The organism is Phytohabitans aurantiacus, from assembly GCF_027923225.1.
Classification (GTDB): Bacteria; Actinomycetota; Actinomycetes; order Mycobacteriales; family Micromonosporaceae; genus Phytohabitans; species Phytohabitans aurantiacus.
The window spans coordinates 103579-120192 of record NZ_BSDI01000001.1 but is presented as its reverse complement, the minus strand read 5'-3'; the positions used below and the strand labels follow the sequence as shown (position 1 = coordinate 120192).

Genomic DNA, 16614 nt, shown 5'->3' with positions numbered 1-16614 from the left:
GGCGTCCCTCAAGGCGTCCTAACGACTTCAGGGACGCCCTGATCACGAAGGGGTGGCTTCGGCGGCGGCTTGGGCTATGTCGGAGCGGCGGTGCGCGCCCTCCAGGGTTACGCCGTCGAGTAGTAGGTATGCCCGGCGGCGGGCCGTGGCGAGGTCCAGGCCGGTGGCCGTACCGCAGACGACCCTGCCTCCAGCGGAGACGAGGGCACCGTCGGAGGCCCGGCGCGCGGTGCCGGCGTGGATGATGCCGGCGCGGTCCGCGCCGGTGATGACGTCGCCGGTGCGCGGCGCGGCCGGGTAGCCGGCGGACGCCAGCACGACCGTGACCGCCGCGCCCGGCCGCCAGCGCAGGGGCGGGAGCGCGGCCAGCGTGCCGGTCGCCGCCGCGTGCAGCACGCCAGCCAGCGGCGTGTCCAGCAGCGCGAGTACTGCCTGCGTCTCCGGATCACCGAAGCGCGCGTTGAATTCGATCACCCGAGGGCCCGCCTTGGTCAGCGCGAGCCCCACGTAGAGCAGCCCACTGAACGGCGTGCCACGGCGCCGCATCTCCGCGAGCGTCGGGTGCACGGTACTGGCCATCACCTGCTCGACCAGGTCTGCGGGCGCCCAGTCCAGCGGGGTGTACGCACCCATGCCGCCGGTGTTGGGGCCGGAGTCGCCGTCGCCGACCCGCTTGAAGTCCTGCGCCGGCTGCAACGGCACGGCCGCCTCGCCGTCGGTCACGACGAACAGCGACACCTCGGGACCGTCGAGGTACTCCTCGATGACGACCCGCTCGCAGGCCGCCGCGTGGGCGAGGGCCGCGTCACGGTCGTTGGTGACCACGACGCCCTTGCCAGCGGCGAGCCCGTCGTTCTTGACGACATAGGGCGCCCCGAACTCGTCGAGCGCCCGGGCGGCCGACTCGGCGTCGGCGCACGCGTACGCTCGCGCGGTGGGTACGCCGGCGGCCGCCATGACGTCTTTGGCGAACGCCTTCGAGCCTTCGAGCTGGGCGGCTGCCGCCGAGGGACCGAAGCAGGCGATGCCCTTGGCGCGTACCGCGTCGGCGACGCCCGCGACGAGTGGCGCCTCGGGGCCGATCACTACCAGGTCGGCACCGGTCTCCACGGCCAGCGCCGCGACCGCTGCCGGATCGTTGGCTGCCACCTCCCGTAGCTCGGCGATGGCTGCGATGCCCGGGTTGCCCGGAGCGGCGACGAGCTGGTCGACGGCCGGGTCGGCGGCGAGGCTGAGCGCGAGCGCATGCTCCCGCCCGCCCCCTCCGATGAGAAGTACGCGCACGTGGCGATCCTAGTTAAGCAGGGTCGTTCTTCAGGACGAGGATGGCGATGTCATCCCTCGGTGGCTCCGCGGAGAAGCCGATCGCGGTCGAGCGGAGCCTGGCGGCGACCACGTCGGCGGAGTACCCGGCCAGGGGCGCAACCGTGTCGCGCAGCCGTTCCGGGCCGAACAGCTCCCGCCCTCGCCGGCGTTCGGTCACGCCGTCGGTGTAGAACACGAGCGTGTCACCGGGCGCGAGAGGCACCGTGATCGACGGGGTGGTGATCGTGTCGAGCAGGCCGAGGGCGGTGCCGCCGGTGCCGACGAACGAGGCGCGGCCGTCGGCGCGTACCAGCACCGGCCGGTCGTGCCCGGCGAGGTGCAGCGAGACGTCGAGCTGCCCGTCGAGCGACTGCCCGACGGCGGCGAGCGCCAGCGTGCAGTACCGCCCACCACCGCGCTCGACGAGGGTGTCGTTGAGCCGCACGAGCGCCTCGGCGAGCGGCTTGCCGTCCCGCACCAGTACCCGGATCACGTCACGCACCAGGCCGGTGACCGTGGCGGCCTGCACGCCCTTGCCCGATACGTCGCCGATGACCGCGAGCCACCGGCCGTCCGGCAGCGGCATGACGTCGTAGAAGTCGCCGCCGACCTCGGCGTCGTCGCCCGTCGGCACGTACTCCGCCGCGAACCCGACGCCGTTGATCGCTGGCAGGGCGGGCGGCAGGAGCGACTGCTGGAGGGTGTGCGCGATCCGGCGGCGCTCGTCGTGGATGCGGGCGTTGTCGACGGCCAGCGCGGCACGGCGGGCAACGTCTTCCAGTACCGCGATCTCGTCGGCGTCGTGCCGGTGCTTCGAGTGCCGGCCGACCGCGAGAGTGCCGAGGCGCTGGCTGCGGGCAACGAGCGGTACGGCGAAGCCTTCCGTCGGCGCGCCGAGCGGTACCCCGGAACCGACCCGCAGCGCCTCGCGCAGCCTGCCGACGACGCTGTCCGGACCGGTCTCGGCGAGCGTGGCGTGCAGTTGGGGGAGCGCCGACTCGTCGACGTGGGTGGCGGCGGCGAGCTGGAGGCGGCCCCACTCGTCGGTGGTGTGCACGGCGCACCACTGGCCGAGCCGGGGCACCACGAGCTGCGGGATGAGCGCGAGCGTGAGGTTGACGTCGAGCGACTGGGCGAGCAGCTCGCTGGCCTCGGCCAGAAACGTGAGCCAGGTCTGCCGGCGCAGGTCGGCGCGGCGCAGGCGGTCGTTCTCCAGGTGCAGGGTGAGCCGTTCGGCGACGAGCGCGGCGAGCGGCGTGGCGTACCCGGAGGGCGCGACGTCGAGTTCCAGCTCACCGGCGTACGGGCGCTGCACGCCGAGCGGTACCCGGAGCAGCTCGGCGCCGGCGCGGGGCTGACGGCCGTGCCGGGCGAGCAGTTGGGTGCCGGCGCCGTCGCCGCGGTCGAGGCGTACCGCCCCGCCGGCAGCGCCGACCAGCTCGACGACCCGTACGAGGAGGTGGCTGGCGAAGTCGCCGAGCGGGTCGTCGGCGTGCGCCTCGGGTTCGATTTGCAGGAGCGCGCTGAGGGCGCCGGCGGTGGGGGCGCCGGCCGGTGCCGCTGCCGCTTCTGCGGTCGGCGGCGGTGTGGCAGGGATCTCCGCGAACGCCTTGCTGTCGAGGCGGAACCAGACGCCCTTGCCGGTGGGCAGGTGTGTGGTACCCCACCGGCTCGCGAAGTGATCGACGAGTAGGAGTCCGCGTCCGCGCTCGGATACCTCCGAAATATCCACTTCGTCGCTGCGCGGACGCGCTGTCAAACTCTCGACCGGGCTGGTCGCGAAGTCCGTAACCGTCACCGTCAGCCCGGTCCGGTCGGCGACGACCTCGATGTCCAGTTCGGTGCCGGCATGCAGCACGGCGTTGGTGCTCAGCTCGGTGGTGAGCAGCAGAGCCTCATTGAGCAGCTCATCGAGGTGTGCCTCGGTCAGCACCGACCGCACGACGGCGCGTGCGGCGGCCGGTGTGCGGCGGTCAGCGGGCAGCCGCACGCGCCGCACATGCTCGTCTGCGGCGTTGGCGATTCCACGCCTGACCTCCCCGGACACGCTTGCATCCTCTACTGCCCGGGCGGGTTCATCCAAGCGGGACGCTCGCTTCTGTCACCGACATAGCGCAATGATGAGACGCATGACCACGGCGAAACAGGCAAGTGCCCGGTCGGGATCGGACGAGGCCGCCGTTCTCAGTGAGCTGGCAGACGCGCTGCGCCGTGTGCGCCGCGGAGATTTGAAGGTACGGCTGCCCCGCCGCGCGGGCGTGGCTGGCGAGGTGGCGGACGCGTTCAACGACGTGGTGTCGCTGCAGGAGCGGCAGAACCTCGAGGTCCGCAAGATCAGTCGGATCGTGGGCCGGGACGGGCGGCTCACCGAGCGCCTCGACGAGGAGGAGGCGAGTGGCGCCTGGGCCGACCATGCCCGCGCGATCAACTCCCTCATCGACGACCTGGGGCGGCCGACCACCGAGATCTCCCGGGTCATCGTGGCGGTGGCCGACGGCGACCTGACCCAGCACATGGCGCTGGAGATCGACGGGCGGCCGCTGCGCGGTGAGTTCCTGCGCATCGGCCGCACGGTCAACACGATGGTCGACCAGCTCTCCTCGTTCGCTGACGAGGTGACCCGCGTGGCGCGCGAGGTGGGCACCGAGGGCGCGCTCGGCGGCCAGGCCGACGTGCGCGGTGTCGCGGGTACCTGGCGCGACCTGACCGACTCGGTCAACACGATGGCGTCCAACCTCACCAGCCAGGTGCGGTCGATCTCGCAGGTGACCACCGCGATCGCCAGCGGTGACCTCTCCCAGAAGATCACGGTCTCCGCCAAGGGCGAGGTCGCCGAGCTGGCCCACACGATCAACTCGCTCACCGACACGCTGCGCACGTTCGCCGAGCAGGTGACCCGGGTGGCGCGCGAGGTGGGCACCGAGGGCAAGCTCGGCGGTCAGGCCCAGGTGCCAGGCGTGGCCGGCATCTGGAAGGACCTCACCGACAACGTCAACTCCATGGCGTCGAACCTGACCGCCCAGGTGCGAAACATCGCGCAGGTGTCCACGGCGGTGGCCAAGGGTGACCTGTCGCAGAAGATCACGGTGGCGGCTCAGGGCGAGATCCTGGAGCTGAAGAACACCATGAACACGATGGTGGATCAGCTCTCGTCGTTCGCCGAAGAGGTGACGCGCGTCGCGCGCGAGGTGGGCACGGAGGGCAAGCTCGGCGGCCAGGCCCAGGTGCGCGGTGTCTCCGGCACCTGGCGAGACCTGACCGAGAGCGTCAACCAGCTCGCCGGCAACCTGACCGCCCAGGTGCGAAACATCGCGCAGGTCTCGACGGCGGTGGCCAAGGGTGACCTGTCGCAGAAGATCACGGTGGCGGCTCAGGGCGAGATCCTGGAGCTGAAGAACACCGTCAACACGATGGTGGATCAGCTCTCGTCGTTCGCCGAAGAGGTGACGCGCGTCGCGCGCGAGGTGGGCACGGAGGGCAAGCTTGGCGGCCAGGCCCAGGTCAAGGGGGTACTGGGAACCTGGCGTGACCTCACCGACAACGTGAACTCGATGGCGTCGAACCTGACGGCTCAGGTGCGAAACATCGCGTCCGTCACCACTGCTGTCGCCAAGGGCGACCTGGGCCAGAAGATCACGGTGGACGCCCGCGGCGAGATCCTGGAGCTCAAGTCGACCGTCAACACGATGGTGGACCAGCTCTCCTCGTTCGCCGACGAGGTGACCCGAGTCGCTCGCGAGGTGGGCACCGAGGGCAAGCTCGGTGGTCAGGCGCAGGTGCGTGGGGTCGCGGGTACGTGGCGTGACCTGACGGACAACGTGAACTTCATGGCGTCGAACCTGACCGCCCAGGTGCGAAACATCGCCCAGGTCTCCACCGCCGTGGCGCGCGGCGACCTCTCCCAGAAGATCACCGTGGACGCACAGGGTGAGATCTGGGAGCTGAAGAACACCATGAACACGATGGTGGACCAGCTCTCCTCGTTCGCCGAAGAGGTCACGCGGGTGGCCCGTGAGGTGGGCACCGAGGGCAAGCTGGGTGGTCAGGCGCAGGTGCGTGGGGTCGCGGGTACGTGGCGTGACCTGACGGACAACGTGAACTTCATGGCGTCGAACCTGACCGCCCAGGTGCGAAACATCGCGTCCGTCACCACCGCCGTCGCCAAGGGTGACCTCTCGCAGAAGATCACGGTCGACGCCGAGGGCGAGATCCTGCAGCTCAAGCAGACCGTCAACACGATGGTCGACCAGCTCTCCTCGTTCGCCGAAGAGATCACCCGGGTCGGTCGCGAGGTCGGCATCGAGGGCAAGCTCGGCGGCCTGGCGCGGGTGAAGGGCGTGTCGGGTACCTGGCGCGACCTCACCGAAAACGTCAACCAGCTCGCGGCCACCCTCACCACCCAGCTCCGGGCGATCGCCGGGGTGTCGACCTCAGTGACCAAGGGCGACCTGACCCAGCGGATCACCGTCGAGGCGCAGGGCGAGGTCGAGGAGCTGAAAGACAACATCAACCAGATGATCGTCACGCTGCGCGAGACCACCCGGAAGAACGCCGAGCAGGGCTGGCTGGACTCCAACCTGGCCCGCATCGGCGGCCTCCTGCAGGGTCAGCGCGACCTCGGCGAGGTCTGCCGCATGATCATGGGCGAGGTCACGCCACTGGTCGAGGCGCAGCTCGGCGCGTTCTTCCTGGTCGACAACGAAGAGGCGGTCACCCGGCTGCGGATCGCCGCGTCGTACGGGTACGTGGCGCGCACCAACGAGGTCGTCTTCGGGCCGGGTGAGGGCCTGGTCGGGCAGGCGGCGGTGTCGCGCCGGACGATCCGGGTCAGCGCCGACGCCACCGGGGCGCTCACCCTGCGGTCCGGGCTGCTGAGCTCGGTACCCAAGGACGTCGTCGTGCTGCCGATCCTCTTCGAGGGCGAGATGCTCGGCGTGATCGAGTTCGCATCGGTCAACGCGTACTCCGAACTGCACCTGTCGTTCCTGGAGCGGCTCGTGGCCACGATCGGGATCGCGCTCAACACGATCCAGGCCAACCGCCGCACCGAGGAGTTGCTGGCACAGTCCCAGCGGCTGGCACACGAGCTGCAGGAGCAGTCGGCGGAGCTGCAGCGCACCAACGCCGAGCTGGAAGACAAGGCGCAGCTGCTGTCGGAGCAGAAGGGCAACATCGAGACCAAGAACCGCGAGATCGAGCTGGCCCGCGCCGGCCTGGAGGAGAAGGCGCAGCAGCTCTCCCGCGCGTCCGCGTACAAGTCGGAGTTCCTGGCGAACATGAGCCACGAGCTGCGTACGCCGCTCAACTCGCTGCTGCTGCTGGCTCGGCTGCTCGCCGACAACTCCGAGCAGAACCTGTCGGCGAAGCAGGTCGAGTTCGCCCGGACGATCCACAGTGCCGGCTCCGACCTGCTGGCCCTGATCGACGACATCCTCGACGTGTCGAAGATCGAGGCTGGCCGCATGGACGTCGAGCCCGCCGAGGTGCGGCTCGCCGAGGTCCGGGCGTACGTCGAGCAGGCGTTCGCGCCGCAGGCGGAGGAGAAGAAGCTCGACTTCAGCGTCGCGATCGCACCGGGGTTGCCCGAGGTGGTGATCACCGACGCGCAGCGGCTCCAGCAGATCATCCGCAACATGCTGGCCAACGCCGTGAAGTTCACCGACTCCGGTTCGGTACGCCTGCGCATCGAGCGTGCCGAACTGGGTGACGGCTACGCGGACGTACCGGCCCTGGCCAGCGCCCGATCGGTGGTGGCGTTCGCGGTGACCGATACCGGCATCGGCATCTCGGACGACAAGCTCGACATCATCTTCGAGGCGTTCCAGCAGGCCGACGGCACGACCAGCCGGCGGTACGGCGGCACCGGTCTTGGCCTGTCGATCAGCCGCGACCTCGCCCGGCTGCTCGGCGGCACGATCACGGTGTCCTCGGCACCCGGGGAGGGGTCGACGTTCACGCTCCTGCTACCCGAGGTGATCGCCCCGGAGGCGGTACCCGTGGTGCTGCCACCGGCGACGGCGACCCGGCCGCTCACCGACCTGCCGGAGCTGCCCCGACTGCCGGCGCTGACCGACCTGCCGCTGCTGCGGACATCGCCGGACGGCGATCGCCCGGCCTCCCCGGCGGCCCGTCAGCTGGATGGCGCCACGGTACTCATCATCGATGACGATGTGCGTAACGTCTTCGCTCTGACGAGCGCCCTCGAGCTGCACGGAATGACGGTGCTCTACTCGGACAATGGCGCGGAAGGGGTACGGTTGCTGGCAGAGCACCCGGAGGTGGACATCGTACTGATGGACGCGATGATGCCGGACCAGGACGGCTACGAGACCACCCGTGCGATCCGCCGCAACCACCGCTTCACCGACCTGCCGGTGGTGTTCCTCACCGCGAAGGCCATGCCGGGTGACCGGGAGTCGGCGCTCGGCGCCGGCGCCAGCGACTACATCACCAAACCGGTCGACCTGGATGAGTTGATCGAGCTGATGGCCGCCTGGGTCAACGGCGGCGGCCGAGAGGTTGTGTCTTAGTTGGGTGTCGCGAAAGCTCTGCTGGTCGACGACCGGCGAGACAACCTGGTCGCCCTGGAGGCGATCCTCCAGGGCCTGCCGGTGCGGGCGGTCGCGGTGGAGAGCGGCGAGGCGGCGCTCAAGCAGCTCCTCGTCGACGACTTCGCGGTGATCCTGCTCGACGCGCAGATGCCCAACATGGACGGGTTCGAGACCGCCAGCCACATCAAGCGCCGGGAGCGCACCCGGCACGTGCCGATCATCTTCCTCACGGCCGCGGATCGGGACGCCCAGCTCGCGCTGCGCGGGTACTCGGTCGGTGCGGTGGACTACCTCACCAAGCCGTTCGACCCCTGGGTGCTGCGGGCGAAGGTGTCCGTCTTCGTCGACCTGTGGACGAAGACCCAGCAGCTACAGGCACAGTCCGAGGCGGTCCGCGAGCGGGAGACGCAGTGGCGGACCCTGACCGAGGCCGTCGACGAGGCGACCGCGTTGCTGCGATCGCAGGAGCCAGACGGCCGAGAGCGGGCTGCCGAGCTGCTGGAAAAGGCCCGCTGGGGTTCCTGACCCGGCCTTCGGCGGAAGCGTCTGCGGCCGGACTGCTGGACGGGTGCCGTTATGCTGCCGAGGGCTGCCGTCCTACTGCCGCATGCTGCGGTCCTGCTGAACGGTCCTGGTCAACGGGGTGGTGTCGCGCTGAAACGCTTCGAGATCCTCGGCCCTGTGCGCGCTTTCGACGGTGTACAGGAACTGGATCTTGGGCCGACGAAGCAGCGGGCGGTGCTGGCGGTACTGCTGTTGAACGCCAACAAGCCGGTGTCGACGACGCAGATCATCGACTCGGTGTGGCAGGACGATCCGCCCGAAAATGGCGCCAACGTGGTCCAGAAGTACATCGCGGGCCTGCGCCGGGTGCTGGAGCCGGAGCGGTCACCCCGTACGCCCGGGCAGCTGCTCACGTTCACGCCCGCCGGATACGTGTTGACCGTTCCGGGCGGCGGCCTCGATGCCGACGAGTTCCACGAGCGGGTACGCCGATCACGCGCCGAATGGCTGGATGGCCGGCTCGCGCCGGCGGCCGCCGAGATGCGTTCGGCTCTCGCGCTGTGGCGGGCCGAAGCGCTGGCGGGCCTGTCCGGGCCGGTGTTCGACTCGGCGCGCGACCGGCTGACCGAGGCGCGGGCCAGTGCCCTGGAGGCGTGGGCCGAGATCGAGCTGGAGCAGGGCGGCCACGCCACGCTGGTGCCCGAGTTGGCACGGCTCGTCGCCGAGTACCCGCTGCGCGAGCAGTTGCGCTACGTCCAGATGCTGGCCCTGTACCGCAGCGGGCGGCAGGCGGAGGCGCTGGCCGCGTACCGGGACGCGCGCGCGTACCTGTCCGACGAGTTCGGCGTCGAGCCGGGCGAGCGGCTCCAGCAGTTGCACCAGCGGATCCTGCGCTCCGACCCGGCGCTGGCACCGGCCGAAGACCCGAGCATCGTGGTCATGGCGCCCGCCTCCCCGCCGATCCCCGCGGTCGCGCTCGGCAGCGTCCCCGTGAGCCCGCCGTGGGCGCCACCACCCCCGTACCTCGCACACCGGCCGCCGCCCCGTCCGTCCTCCGCGCAGGGCTGGATGGTGGCCGCGAAGATCGGCGCGGTCGCTCTGCCAGTGCTCTCCCTGGGCACGCTGACCTGGATGGTGTTCCTGACGTACGCGGTACACCGGCGAAGCAAGCTGCTCGGTTTGGTGTCCGCCGGCTACCTGCTTCTCGCGGTGACCGGATGCGTGATCGCCGATCTCACCACCGAGGAGAGCGAGTCGAGCGGATGGTTCGGCTTCGCCATGTTCGCGATGATGGTCGCCACGCTGGGTGGATCGGTGCACCTGGCCCTGCTCAGCTTCGTCATGCCGTCGCGGGCGCGGACCGACCCGCACCACATCGTGCAGATCGAGCAGCGCGCGCGGCGGCAGCAGGCCCTGCAACTCGCCAGCCAGTACCCGGCGGTCGCGCGCGAACTGAACATCGGCCGGCCCGACCTGCCCCGCGTGTTCGACGACGGCGGTCTGATCGACATCAACGCCGCACCTGTCGAGGTGCTGGCCGGGCTGCCGGGCATGACCTCGCAGCTGGCCCAGCGGATCGTGGCCGAGCGCCAGTTTCGGGGCGGTTTCACCTCGATCGACGATTTGGTATTACGCGGCGCCATCCCGATCGACCTCGCCAACGCGTTACGCGAACACGCGGTAGCCCTCCGCTAGGAGCAGGGCTTCAGCGGGTGGCGGGCTCGTTGCGGACGGTCAGCGCGGACCGCAATCCCGTGATGTCGAGCACACGTAAGAGGAAGTCGCCGACGTTCGTCAGACTGAGAACGGTCTGCGCGTGGCTTGCCTTACGGCTCAACACCACCAGCGTGCCCAGCCCCTGCGAGTCACAGAACGTGATGCCGCCCATATCGAGCACGATGCGTGCCGGCGGTTCGGCGAGTACCTCATTGACAACGCTGGAGAGCTGGGCCGCCGTGAGCATGTCGATTTCACCGGCGAGTTTGAGCACGACCTCACCGGGTGCGCGCAGCACCGCGATAGACAGCTCCGGACGTTCCACACCATCAGCCTAACGTGATCACCGTCGAGATGCCCGATGTGTACCCAGGTCATCGACCGGTTAAGGCCTCGTTTGGGGTGCCTTGCCGAGCTCCCGGAGCACGCTGTCAGAATGGCTTAACCGTGACCACTACGTATCACGCCGGCGCCGGTCGCTACCCCGACGACGCGCCCGCATCCGAGGCCCTTTTCGATCGCGCTCAGGCCATCGTGCCGGGCGGGGTCAATTCTCCCGTGCGCGCGTTCCGGGCTGTCGGCGGCACGCCGAGATTCATGGTGCGCGGCGAGGGTCCGTGGCTCTTCGACGCAGACGGTCGGCGGTACGTCGACCTGGTGTGCTCGTGGGGGCCGCTGATCCACGGGCACGCGCATCCGGAGATCGTCGCCGCGGTGCAGGAGGCGGCCGCCTCGGGCACCAGCTTCGGCACGCCGACCCCCCGTGAGGTCGACCTCGCCGAGGAGATGGTGGCGCGTACGCCAGCCGAGCAGGTGCGTCTGGTCAACTCGGGTACCGAGGCCACGATGTCGGCGATTCGGCTGGCGCGGGGCTGCACCGGGCGCACGAAGATCGTGAAGTTCGCCGGCTGCTACCACGGGCACGTCGACGCGCTGCTCGCCGCCGCCGGCTCGGGCGTGGTGACGTTCTCGCTGCCGGACTCGCCGGGCGTCACGGGCGCGTCGGCGAGCGAGACGATCGTGCTGCCGTACAACGACGTGGCCGCCGTGGAAGCGGCGTTCGCGGCCGACGGTGAGCACATTGCCGCGATCATCACCGAGGCGGCGCCCGGCAACATGGGCGTGGTGGCGCCGCGCGACGGCTTCAACACCAGGCTCGCCGAGATCGCGCACCGGCACGGCGCGCTGCTCATCCTCGACGAGGTCATGACCGGGTTCCGGGTGTCCCGTGGCGGCTGGGCCGGGCTCGCTCCGGTCGACGCCGACCTGTTCACGTTCGGAAAGGTGATGGGCGGTGGCCTGCCGGCGGCGGCGTTCGGCGGCAAGGCCGACATCATGGCCCGCCTCGCGCCGGCCGGGCCGGTGTACCAGGCCGGCACGCTCTCCGGTAACCCGCTGGCCTGCGCCGCCGGCCTCGCCAGCCTGCGCCTCGCCGACGAGGCGACCTATCGCCGCCTCGACGAGACGGCCGCGACGGTGAGCAAGCTCGCCACCGAGGCGCTGGCCGCCGCCGGGGTCCCGCACCGGCTCTCGTACGCGGGCAACATGTTCTCGATCTTCTTCACCGACGCGGACGTGGCCGACTTCGACGCAGCGCGTACCCAGGATGTGTCCGCCTTCAAGGCGTTCTTCCACGCGCTGCTGGCTCGCGGTGTCTACCTGCCGCCAAGCGCGTTCGAAGCCTGGTTCGTGTCCACTGCCATCGACGACGATGCGCTCGAAATCATCGCGGCGGCCCTGCCCGAGGCCGCGGCTGCAGCGGGGGGTAGCAGATGACGAGTAAGACGGTCGTGCATGTGCTGCGGCACGGGGAGGTACACAACCCGGACAAGATCCTGTATGGCCGGCTGCCCGGGTTCCGCCTGTCCGAGCTGGGCGGCCAGATGGCCAAAGCGGCCGCGCAGGCGGTGGCCGAGCGCGACATCGCGTACGTGGTGGCGAGCCCGCTGGAGCGTGCGCAGGAGACCGCCGACCCGATCGCGGCCCAGTTCGGGCTGTCCGTTGCGGTCGACGACCGGCTGATCGAGAGCGCGAACTGGTTCGAGGGCAAGCGGGTCTCGCCCGGCGACGGCTCGTTCCGCGATCCCCGCAACTGGTGGGTGCTCCGCGACCCGATGACGCCGTCCTGGGGCGAGCCGTACAAGCAGATCGCCGAGCGGATGTTCGCCGCGCTGCACGCCGCTCGTGTCGCCGCGGAGGGGCACGAGGCGGTGTGCGTATCGCACCAGCTGCCGATCTGGACGCTGCGGCGGTACATCGAGCGCAAGCGCCTCTGGCACGACCCCCGCAAGCGCCAGTGCGGCCTGGCCAGCCTCACGTCCTTTCACTTCGAGGGCGCCAAGGTGGTCGGCATCGGGTACTCCGAGCCGGCCGCCCACCTGGTCGCGCTCTCGCCGGGCGCCCGAACGGCCAAGGGGGCGTGATGCGACGCCTTGCTGCTGTGGCGCTGATGCTCCTACCGATGGCCGCCGCGTGTTCGGGCGGGAGCTGGGAAGACAAGTGCGAAACCACGGCGAAGGGCGTCATCGAGTGTGCGGCCGATCAGCGGCCCGACCCGCCGAAGGTGGCCGGTGACCTGCTGACCGGTGGGCGGTACGACCTCACGCAGGATCGCGGCAAGGTCGTCGTGGTCAACTTCTGGGGCTCGTGGTGCGCGCCCTGCCGGGCCGAGGCCGACGACCTTGAGGCCACCTACCAGGCCACGAAGGACAAGGGCGCCACCTTCCTCGGCGTCAACCTGCGCGACTCCCCGGACGCGGCCAAGGCGTTCGAGGAGGGCCGGGTCACCTACCCGAGCCTGTTCGACCCGTCCGGCAAGGTGGCGCTCGACTTCGACGTACCGCCGAACGCGATCCCCGCCACCGTCGTGATCGACCGGGACGGCCGCATCGCCGCGGTCATCCGGCGTGCGACGGTCCAGACCGAGCTGACACCGATCGTCGAGCGGATTGCCGCGGAGGCGACGTAGAGATGGGTTCGGCGTTCGAAGAGATGGCTCGCAGCGGGCCGATCGTGCTGGCGATCGGTGCGGCGGCACTCGCCGGGCTGGTCAGCTTCCTGTCTCCGTGCGTGCTTCCACTGGTACCCGGATATCTGTCCTATGTGACCGGTCTTTCCGGTGCGGAGCTTGAGTCGCATCGGAGCCGGCGGATTCTCGCCGGCACGATCCTCTTCATCGCCGGCTTCACCGCGGTCTTCACCCTGACCGCCGTGGTGGTCGCGCGGATCGGTGGCGCGCTGCTGGAGCACCGCCGCGGGCTGGAGATCGGCGTCGGCCTGCTCATCATCGTGCTCGGCCTCGCGTACATCGGGATCGTGCCCGGCATGCAGCGCGAGTTCCGCATCCAGAAGCTGCCCACGGCCGGGCTACTCGGCGCGCCCGTGTTCGGCGCGGTGTTCGCGCTGTCGTGGATCCCGTGCGTGGGCCCGACGCTGGGCGCGGTGCTCGGCATGTCCACGGTCAGCGGGCAGACCGACCGCGCCGTGGTGCTCGCGGTCGCGTACTGCCTCGGCCTCGGCCTGCCGTTCATCGCGTTCGGGGTGGGCTTCCGGCGGCTGCTCGGCGTGTTCAAGGCCGTGCGGCGCAACAGCCAGTGGGTCACAAGGATCGGCGGCGCGCTGCTCATCGCCGTCGGGGTCGCGCTGGTCAGCGGCGCGTGGAACAGCTTCCTGATCTGGCTCCAGACCACGGTCGGCTCGGGCGAGGTCTCGATATGACGGTGGTTGAGGAAAAGCCGGCGCCCGCTCCCGCGCGACGGCCCAACGCCGCGTGGGCGCTGCTGCGGAACTCGTGGCGGCAGCTCACCAGCATGCGCACCGCGCTCATCCTGCTGTTCCTGCTCGCCATCGCCGCGATCCCCGGCTCGGTGCTGCCGCAGCGCGGCGTCGACGCGCAGAACGTCGACGGGTACTACGCCGAGCACCCCACGCTCGCGCCGATCCTCGAACGGCTGGGCGCGTTCGAAGTGTTCGCGTCGCCCTGGTTCTCGGCGATCTACCTGCTGCTCTTCACGTCACTGATCGGCTGCATCATCCCGCGGCTGCGCGATCACTTCCGCGCGATGCGGATGGCGCCCCCGGCCGTGCCGGCCCGGCTCGACCGGCTGCCACAGCACGCCGTCCTCACGGGCACACCCGACGCCGACGCCATCGCCGCCGTGCTGCGCAAGCGCCGCTGGCGGGTCGCGGTCCGCGGCGACACGGTCTCCGCCGAGAAGGGACACCTCAAGGAGACCGGCAACCTGCTCTTTCACCTGGCGTTATTGGCGGTACTGTTCGGCGTCGCGATCGGATCCTGGTACGGGTGGCACGGCAACCGCCTGCTCGTCGCCGGCCCGGACAACGCGTTCTGCAACACGCTCCAGCAGTACGACGAGTCCGGCCTCGGCGCTCGGGTCGACGCGTCCGACCTGCCACGCTTCTGTCTTGAGCTGACCGACTTCCAGGCGAAGTTCCTGGCGACCGGGCAGCCGGAGTCGTTCCGCGCGACCGCTCGTGTCGACGGCGGCGCGCCGCGCTCGTTCTCGGTCAACTCGCCGCTGCGGCTCGACGGTGCCAACGTGTACCTGCTCGGGCACGGGTACGCGCCGGTGATCAAGTACACCGACCGGTACGGGCGGTCGCAGACCACGACCGCGCCTTTCCTGTCCGTCGACGGGATGCTGACCAGCGAGGGTGTGGCCGCCTTCCCGGACGCCAACGTCGACCCGAAGACCGGCGCGCGCGACTCGAAGCTCCAGGTCGCCTTCGAAGGGCTGTACCTGCCGACCGCACCCGACACCGCCCCGTACACCCGGTCGCTCTTCCCAGCCGAGCGCTCGCCCGCACTGCTGCTGTTCGCCTATCGGGGCAACCTCGGCATGGACGCCGGCATCCCAAACTCGGTGTACAAGCTCGACCAGCGCCAGGTCACGAGCGGCAGGCTCGCCCGGATCGGCGACGGCAAGCTGTTGCGGGTCGGCGAAAAGTGGACACTCGACGACGGCACGTCGGTGGAGTTCCTCGGCACCAAGCAGTACGCGACGCTGTCGGTGCGGTACGACCCGGGGGAGAAGCCGGTGTTGGCCAGCGCGGCGGTCGGCCTGCTCGGCTTGATGCTGTCGCTGACGGGCCGGCGGCGCAGGGTGTTCTTCCGTGTTACGACGGGGCGTAGTACTCTCGTCGAGGCCGGTGGGCTGCCGCGTACCGACTACGCCGGGTTCGCCGAGGAGTTCGCTCAGCTCGTCAAGGACGTGGAAGACAGAGATTCGGAGGGGCCGGTCAATGGCCGCACTGTCTGACCAGCTCCTGGTCATCGCGATCATGTCGTACGTCGCGGCGATGGTGGGTCACGCCGCCGAGTACGCGTTCGGCCAGCGCAGCCACGTGGGCCGGGCGGCCGCTCCGGCGGTCGTTCCTGAGCCGGCGCTGGTTGGTGCGGGCGGTCCTCCCGCCGTTGAGCCTGTCCTGCCCTCGTCCTTCGACCCGCCGCCTCCGGCGCCGGACAAGGCCCGTTACGCCGGCTGGTTCGCGGTCGCCGCCACGGTCATCGCCGCGCTCGTCCACCTGGGCACCCTCGTCACCCGCGGCCTCGCGGCCCACCGGATGCCGTGGGGCAACATGTACGAGTTCGTGCTGTCGGTGACGTTCGTCGGCATCACCGCCTGGCTCGTCGTCCTCTCACGCAAGCACACGATCCGCCACCTGGGCCTGTTCGTCGCGCTCGCGATGGTCCTGCTGCTAGGCGTCGCCGGCATGGTGCTGTACGTCGACGTGGCCCCGCTGGTGCCAGCCCTGAAGTCCACCTGGTTCGTGGTGCACGTGTCGGCGGCCGTACTTTCGTCGGGCATCTTCCTGCTCGGCTTCGTGCCCGCGGCGATGTTCCTGATCCGATCCGGCTACGACCGCGGCAAGCGCAGCTTCCCGTACAGCCTCGGCGCCCGCGTACCAGCCGCCGACGCGCTCGACCGCCTGACGTTCCGGCTGCACGCGTTCGCGTTCCCGATCTGGACGTTCGGCGCGCTGATCGCCGGCCCGATCTGGGCCGAGGCGGCCTGGGGACGATACTGGGGCTGGGACCCCAAGGAAGTCTGGGCCTTCATCTCCTGGATCGTGTACGCCGGCTACCTACACGCCCGCGCCACCCCCAGCGTCAAGCGCACGACCGCGACCTGGATCGCCGTGGTCGGCTGGCTGACGATGCTGATGAACCTGTTCGGCGTAAACATCTTCTTCACCGGCCTCCACTCCTACGGCGGCCTCTAACCCTCACGCCCCGCTCCGCCAGAGCCCCTCTGGGCGCCGCGCCCGCTCCGCCCGCGCCCCGCTCCGCCCGCGCCCGCGCGCCGCTGCGCGCCCCTCTGCCGCCGATCAAGGGCAAACGCACGTGGTTCGATCTCTTTTCCGCGTGTGTTTGCCCTTGATCCGTGCAGATCTCCTTGATCGACGCCGCTGAGCTAGACGATCTGGGCTACCGCGACGCCCACCGCGCTCCGGGCCACTGCTCCCGCGGCCTCACCCTGCGCGGCTACACAACCCGCGCCCAGACGTTGCAACGAAA

The 16614-nt window shown here is 70.2% G+C and carries 12 protein-coding genes; 9 read left to right on the top strand and 3 right to left on the bottom strand.

Going from position 1 to position 16614, the window contains the following annotated elements:
- Positions 1-42: 42 nt before the first annotated feature.
- Both purD and QMG73_RS00540 read right to left on the bottom strand, forming a co-directional pair.
- Entirely contained in the window at positions 43-1284 is a 1242-nt protein-coding gene (purD, locus tag QMG73_RS00545; protein WP_281891668.1) for a phosphoribosylamine--glycine ligase, read from the bottom strand.
- Positions 1285-1297: 13 nt separating this feature from the next.
- The gene (locus tag QMG73_RS00540) at positions 1298-3352 is read right to left on the bottom strand and encodes a SpoIIE family protein phosphatase (protein ID WP_281891667.1); all 2055 of its coding nucleotides are present in this window, start codon (positions 3350-3352) and stop codon (positions 1298-1300) included.
- A gap of 82 nt (positions 3353-3434) precedes the next feature.
- Between QMG73_RS00540 and QMG73_RS00535 the strand changes: the two genes are divergently transcribed.
- The 3 genes from QMG73_RS00535 to QMG73_RS00525 all read left to right on the top strand — a co-directional run bounded on the left by QMG73_RS00535 (position 3435) and on the right by QMG73_RS00525 (position 10055).
- A complete protein-coding gene (locus QMG73_RS00535; protein WP_281891666.1) occupies positions 3435-7835 on the top strand; it encodes a HAMP domain-containing protein in 4401 nt (1466 codons plus the stop codon).
- On the top strand, positions 7836-8381 hold the full coding sequence (locus QMG73_RS00530) for a response regulator (protein ID WP_281891665.1): 546 nt from the start codon (positions 7836-7838) through the stop codon (positions 8379-8381).
- A 156-nt stretch (positions 8382-8537) separates the two neighbouring features.
- A complete protein-coding gene (locus tag QMG73_RS00525; protein WP_281891664.1) occupies positions 8538-10055 on the top strand; it encodes a BTAD domain-containing putative transcriptional regulator in 1518 nt (505 codons plus the stop codon).
- A gap of 10 nt (positions 10056-10065) precedes the next feature.
- Here QMG73_RS00525 and QMG73_RS00520 read toward each other — a convergent pair whose 3' ends face one another.
- A complete protein-coding gene (locus QMG73_RS00520) occupies positions 10066-10401 on the bottom strand; it encodes an STAS domain-containing protein (protein ID WP_281891663.1) in 336 nt (111 codons plus the stop codon).
- Between the two features lie 122 nt (positions 10402-10523).
- Here QMG73_RS00520 and hemL point away from each other — a divergent pair, with 122 nt between their 5' ends.
- Genes hemL through ccsB form a run of 6 tightly spaced genes read left to right on the top strand, consistent with a single transcriptional unit; the run spans position 10524 to position 16319 of the window.
- On the top strand, positions 10524-11852 hold the full coding sequence (gene hemL, locus QMG73_RS00515) for a glutamate-1-semialdehyde 2,1-aminomutase (RefSeq protein ID WP_281891662.1): 1329 nt from the start codon (positions 10524-10526) through the stop codon (positions 11850-11852).
- The gene (locus tag QMG73_RS00510; RefSeq protein ID WP_281891661.1) at positions 11849-12499 is read left to right on the top strand and encodes a histidine phosphatase family protein; all 651 of its coding nucleotides are present in this window, start codon (positions 11849-11851) and stop codon (positions 12497-12499) included. Before hemL ends, QMG73_RS00510 begins: the two co-directional genes overlap by 4 nt.
- A complete protein-coding gene (locus QMG73_RS00505) occupies positions 12499-13044 on the top strand; it encodes a TlpA disulfide reductase family protein (protein ID WP_281891660.1) in 546 nt (181 codons plus the stop codon). Before QMG73_RS00510 ends, QMG73_RS00505 begins: the two co-directional genes overlap by 1 nt.
- Before the next feature lie 2 nt (positions 13045-13046).
- The gene (locus QMG73_RS00500) at positions 13047-13793 is read left to right on the top strand and encodes a cytochrome c biogenesis CcdA family protein (RefSeq protein WP_281891659.1); all 747 of its coding nucleotides are present in this window, start codon (positions 13047-13049) and stop codon (positions 13791-13793) included.
- Positions 13790-15355, top strand: coding sequence for a cytochrome c biogenesis protein ResB (gene resB, locus QMG73_RS00495; RefSeq protein ID WP_281891658.1), 1566 nt, complete (start codon positions 13790-13792; stop codon positions 15353-15355). Before QMG73_RS00500 ends, resB begins: the two co-directional genes overlap by 4 nt.
- Positions 15339-16319, top strand: a complete 981-nt coding sequence (ccsB, locus tag QMG73_RS00490; protein ID WP_281891657.1) for a c-type cytochrome biogenesis protein CcsB — start codon at positions 15339-15341, stop codon at positions 16317-16319. The genes resB and ccsB overlap by 17 nt, the downstream gene beginning before the upstream one ends.
- Positions 16320-16614 lie beyond the last annotated feature (295 nt).

Coding starts and splice junctions, on each gene's coding strand:
- QMG73_RS00505 (WP_281891660.1), top strand. CDS start 12,499: ATGCGACGCCTTGCTGCTGTGGCGCTGATGCTCCTACCGATGGCCGCC.
- QMG73_RS00500 (WP_281891659.1), top strand. CDS start 13,047: ATGGGTTCGGCGTTCGAAGAGATGGCTCGCAGCGGGCCGATCGTGCTG.
- ccsB (WP_281891657.1), top strand. CDS start 15,339: ATGGCCGCACTGTCTGACCAGCTCCTGGTCATCGCGATCATGTCGTAC.
- QMG73_RS00535 (WP_281891666.1), top strand. CDS start 3,435: ATGACCACGGCGAAACAGGCAAGTGCCCGGTCGGGATCGGACGAGGCC.
- QMG73_RS00510 (WP_281891661.1), top strand. CDS start 11,849: ATGACGAGTAAGACGGTCGTGCATGTGCTGCGGCACGGGGAGGTACAC.
- resB (WP_281891658.1), top strand. CDS start 13,790: ATGACGGTGGTTGAGGAAAAGCCGGCGCCCGCTCCCGCGCGACGGCCC.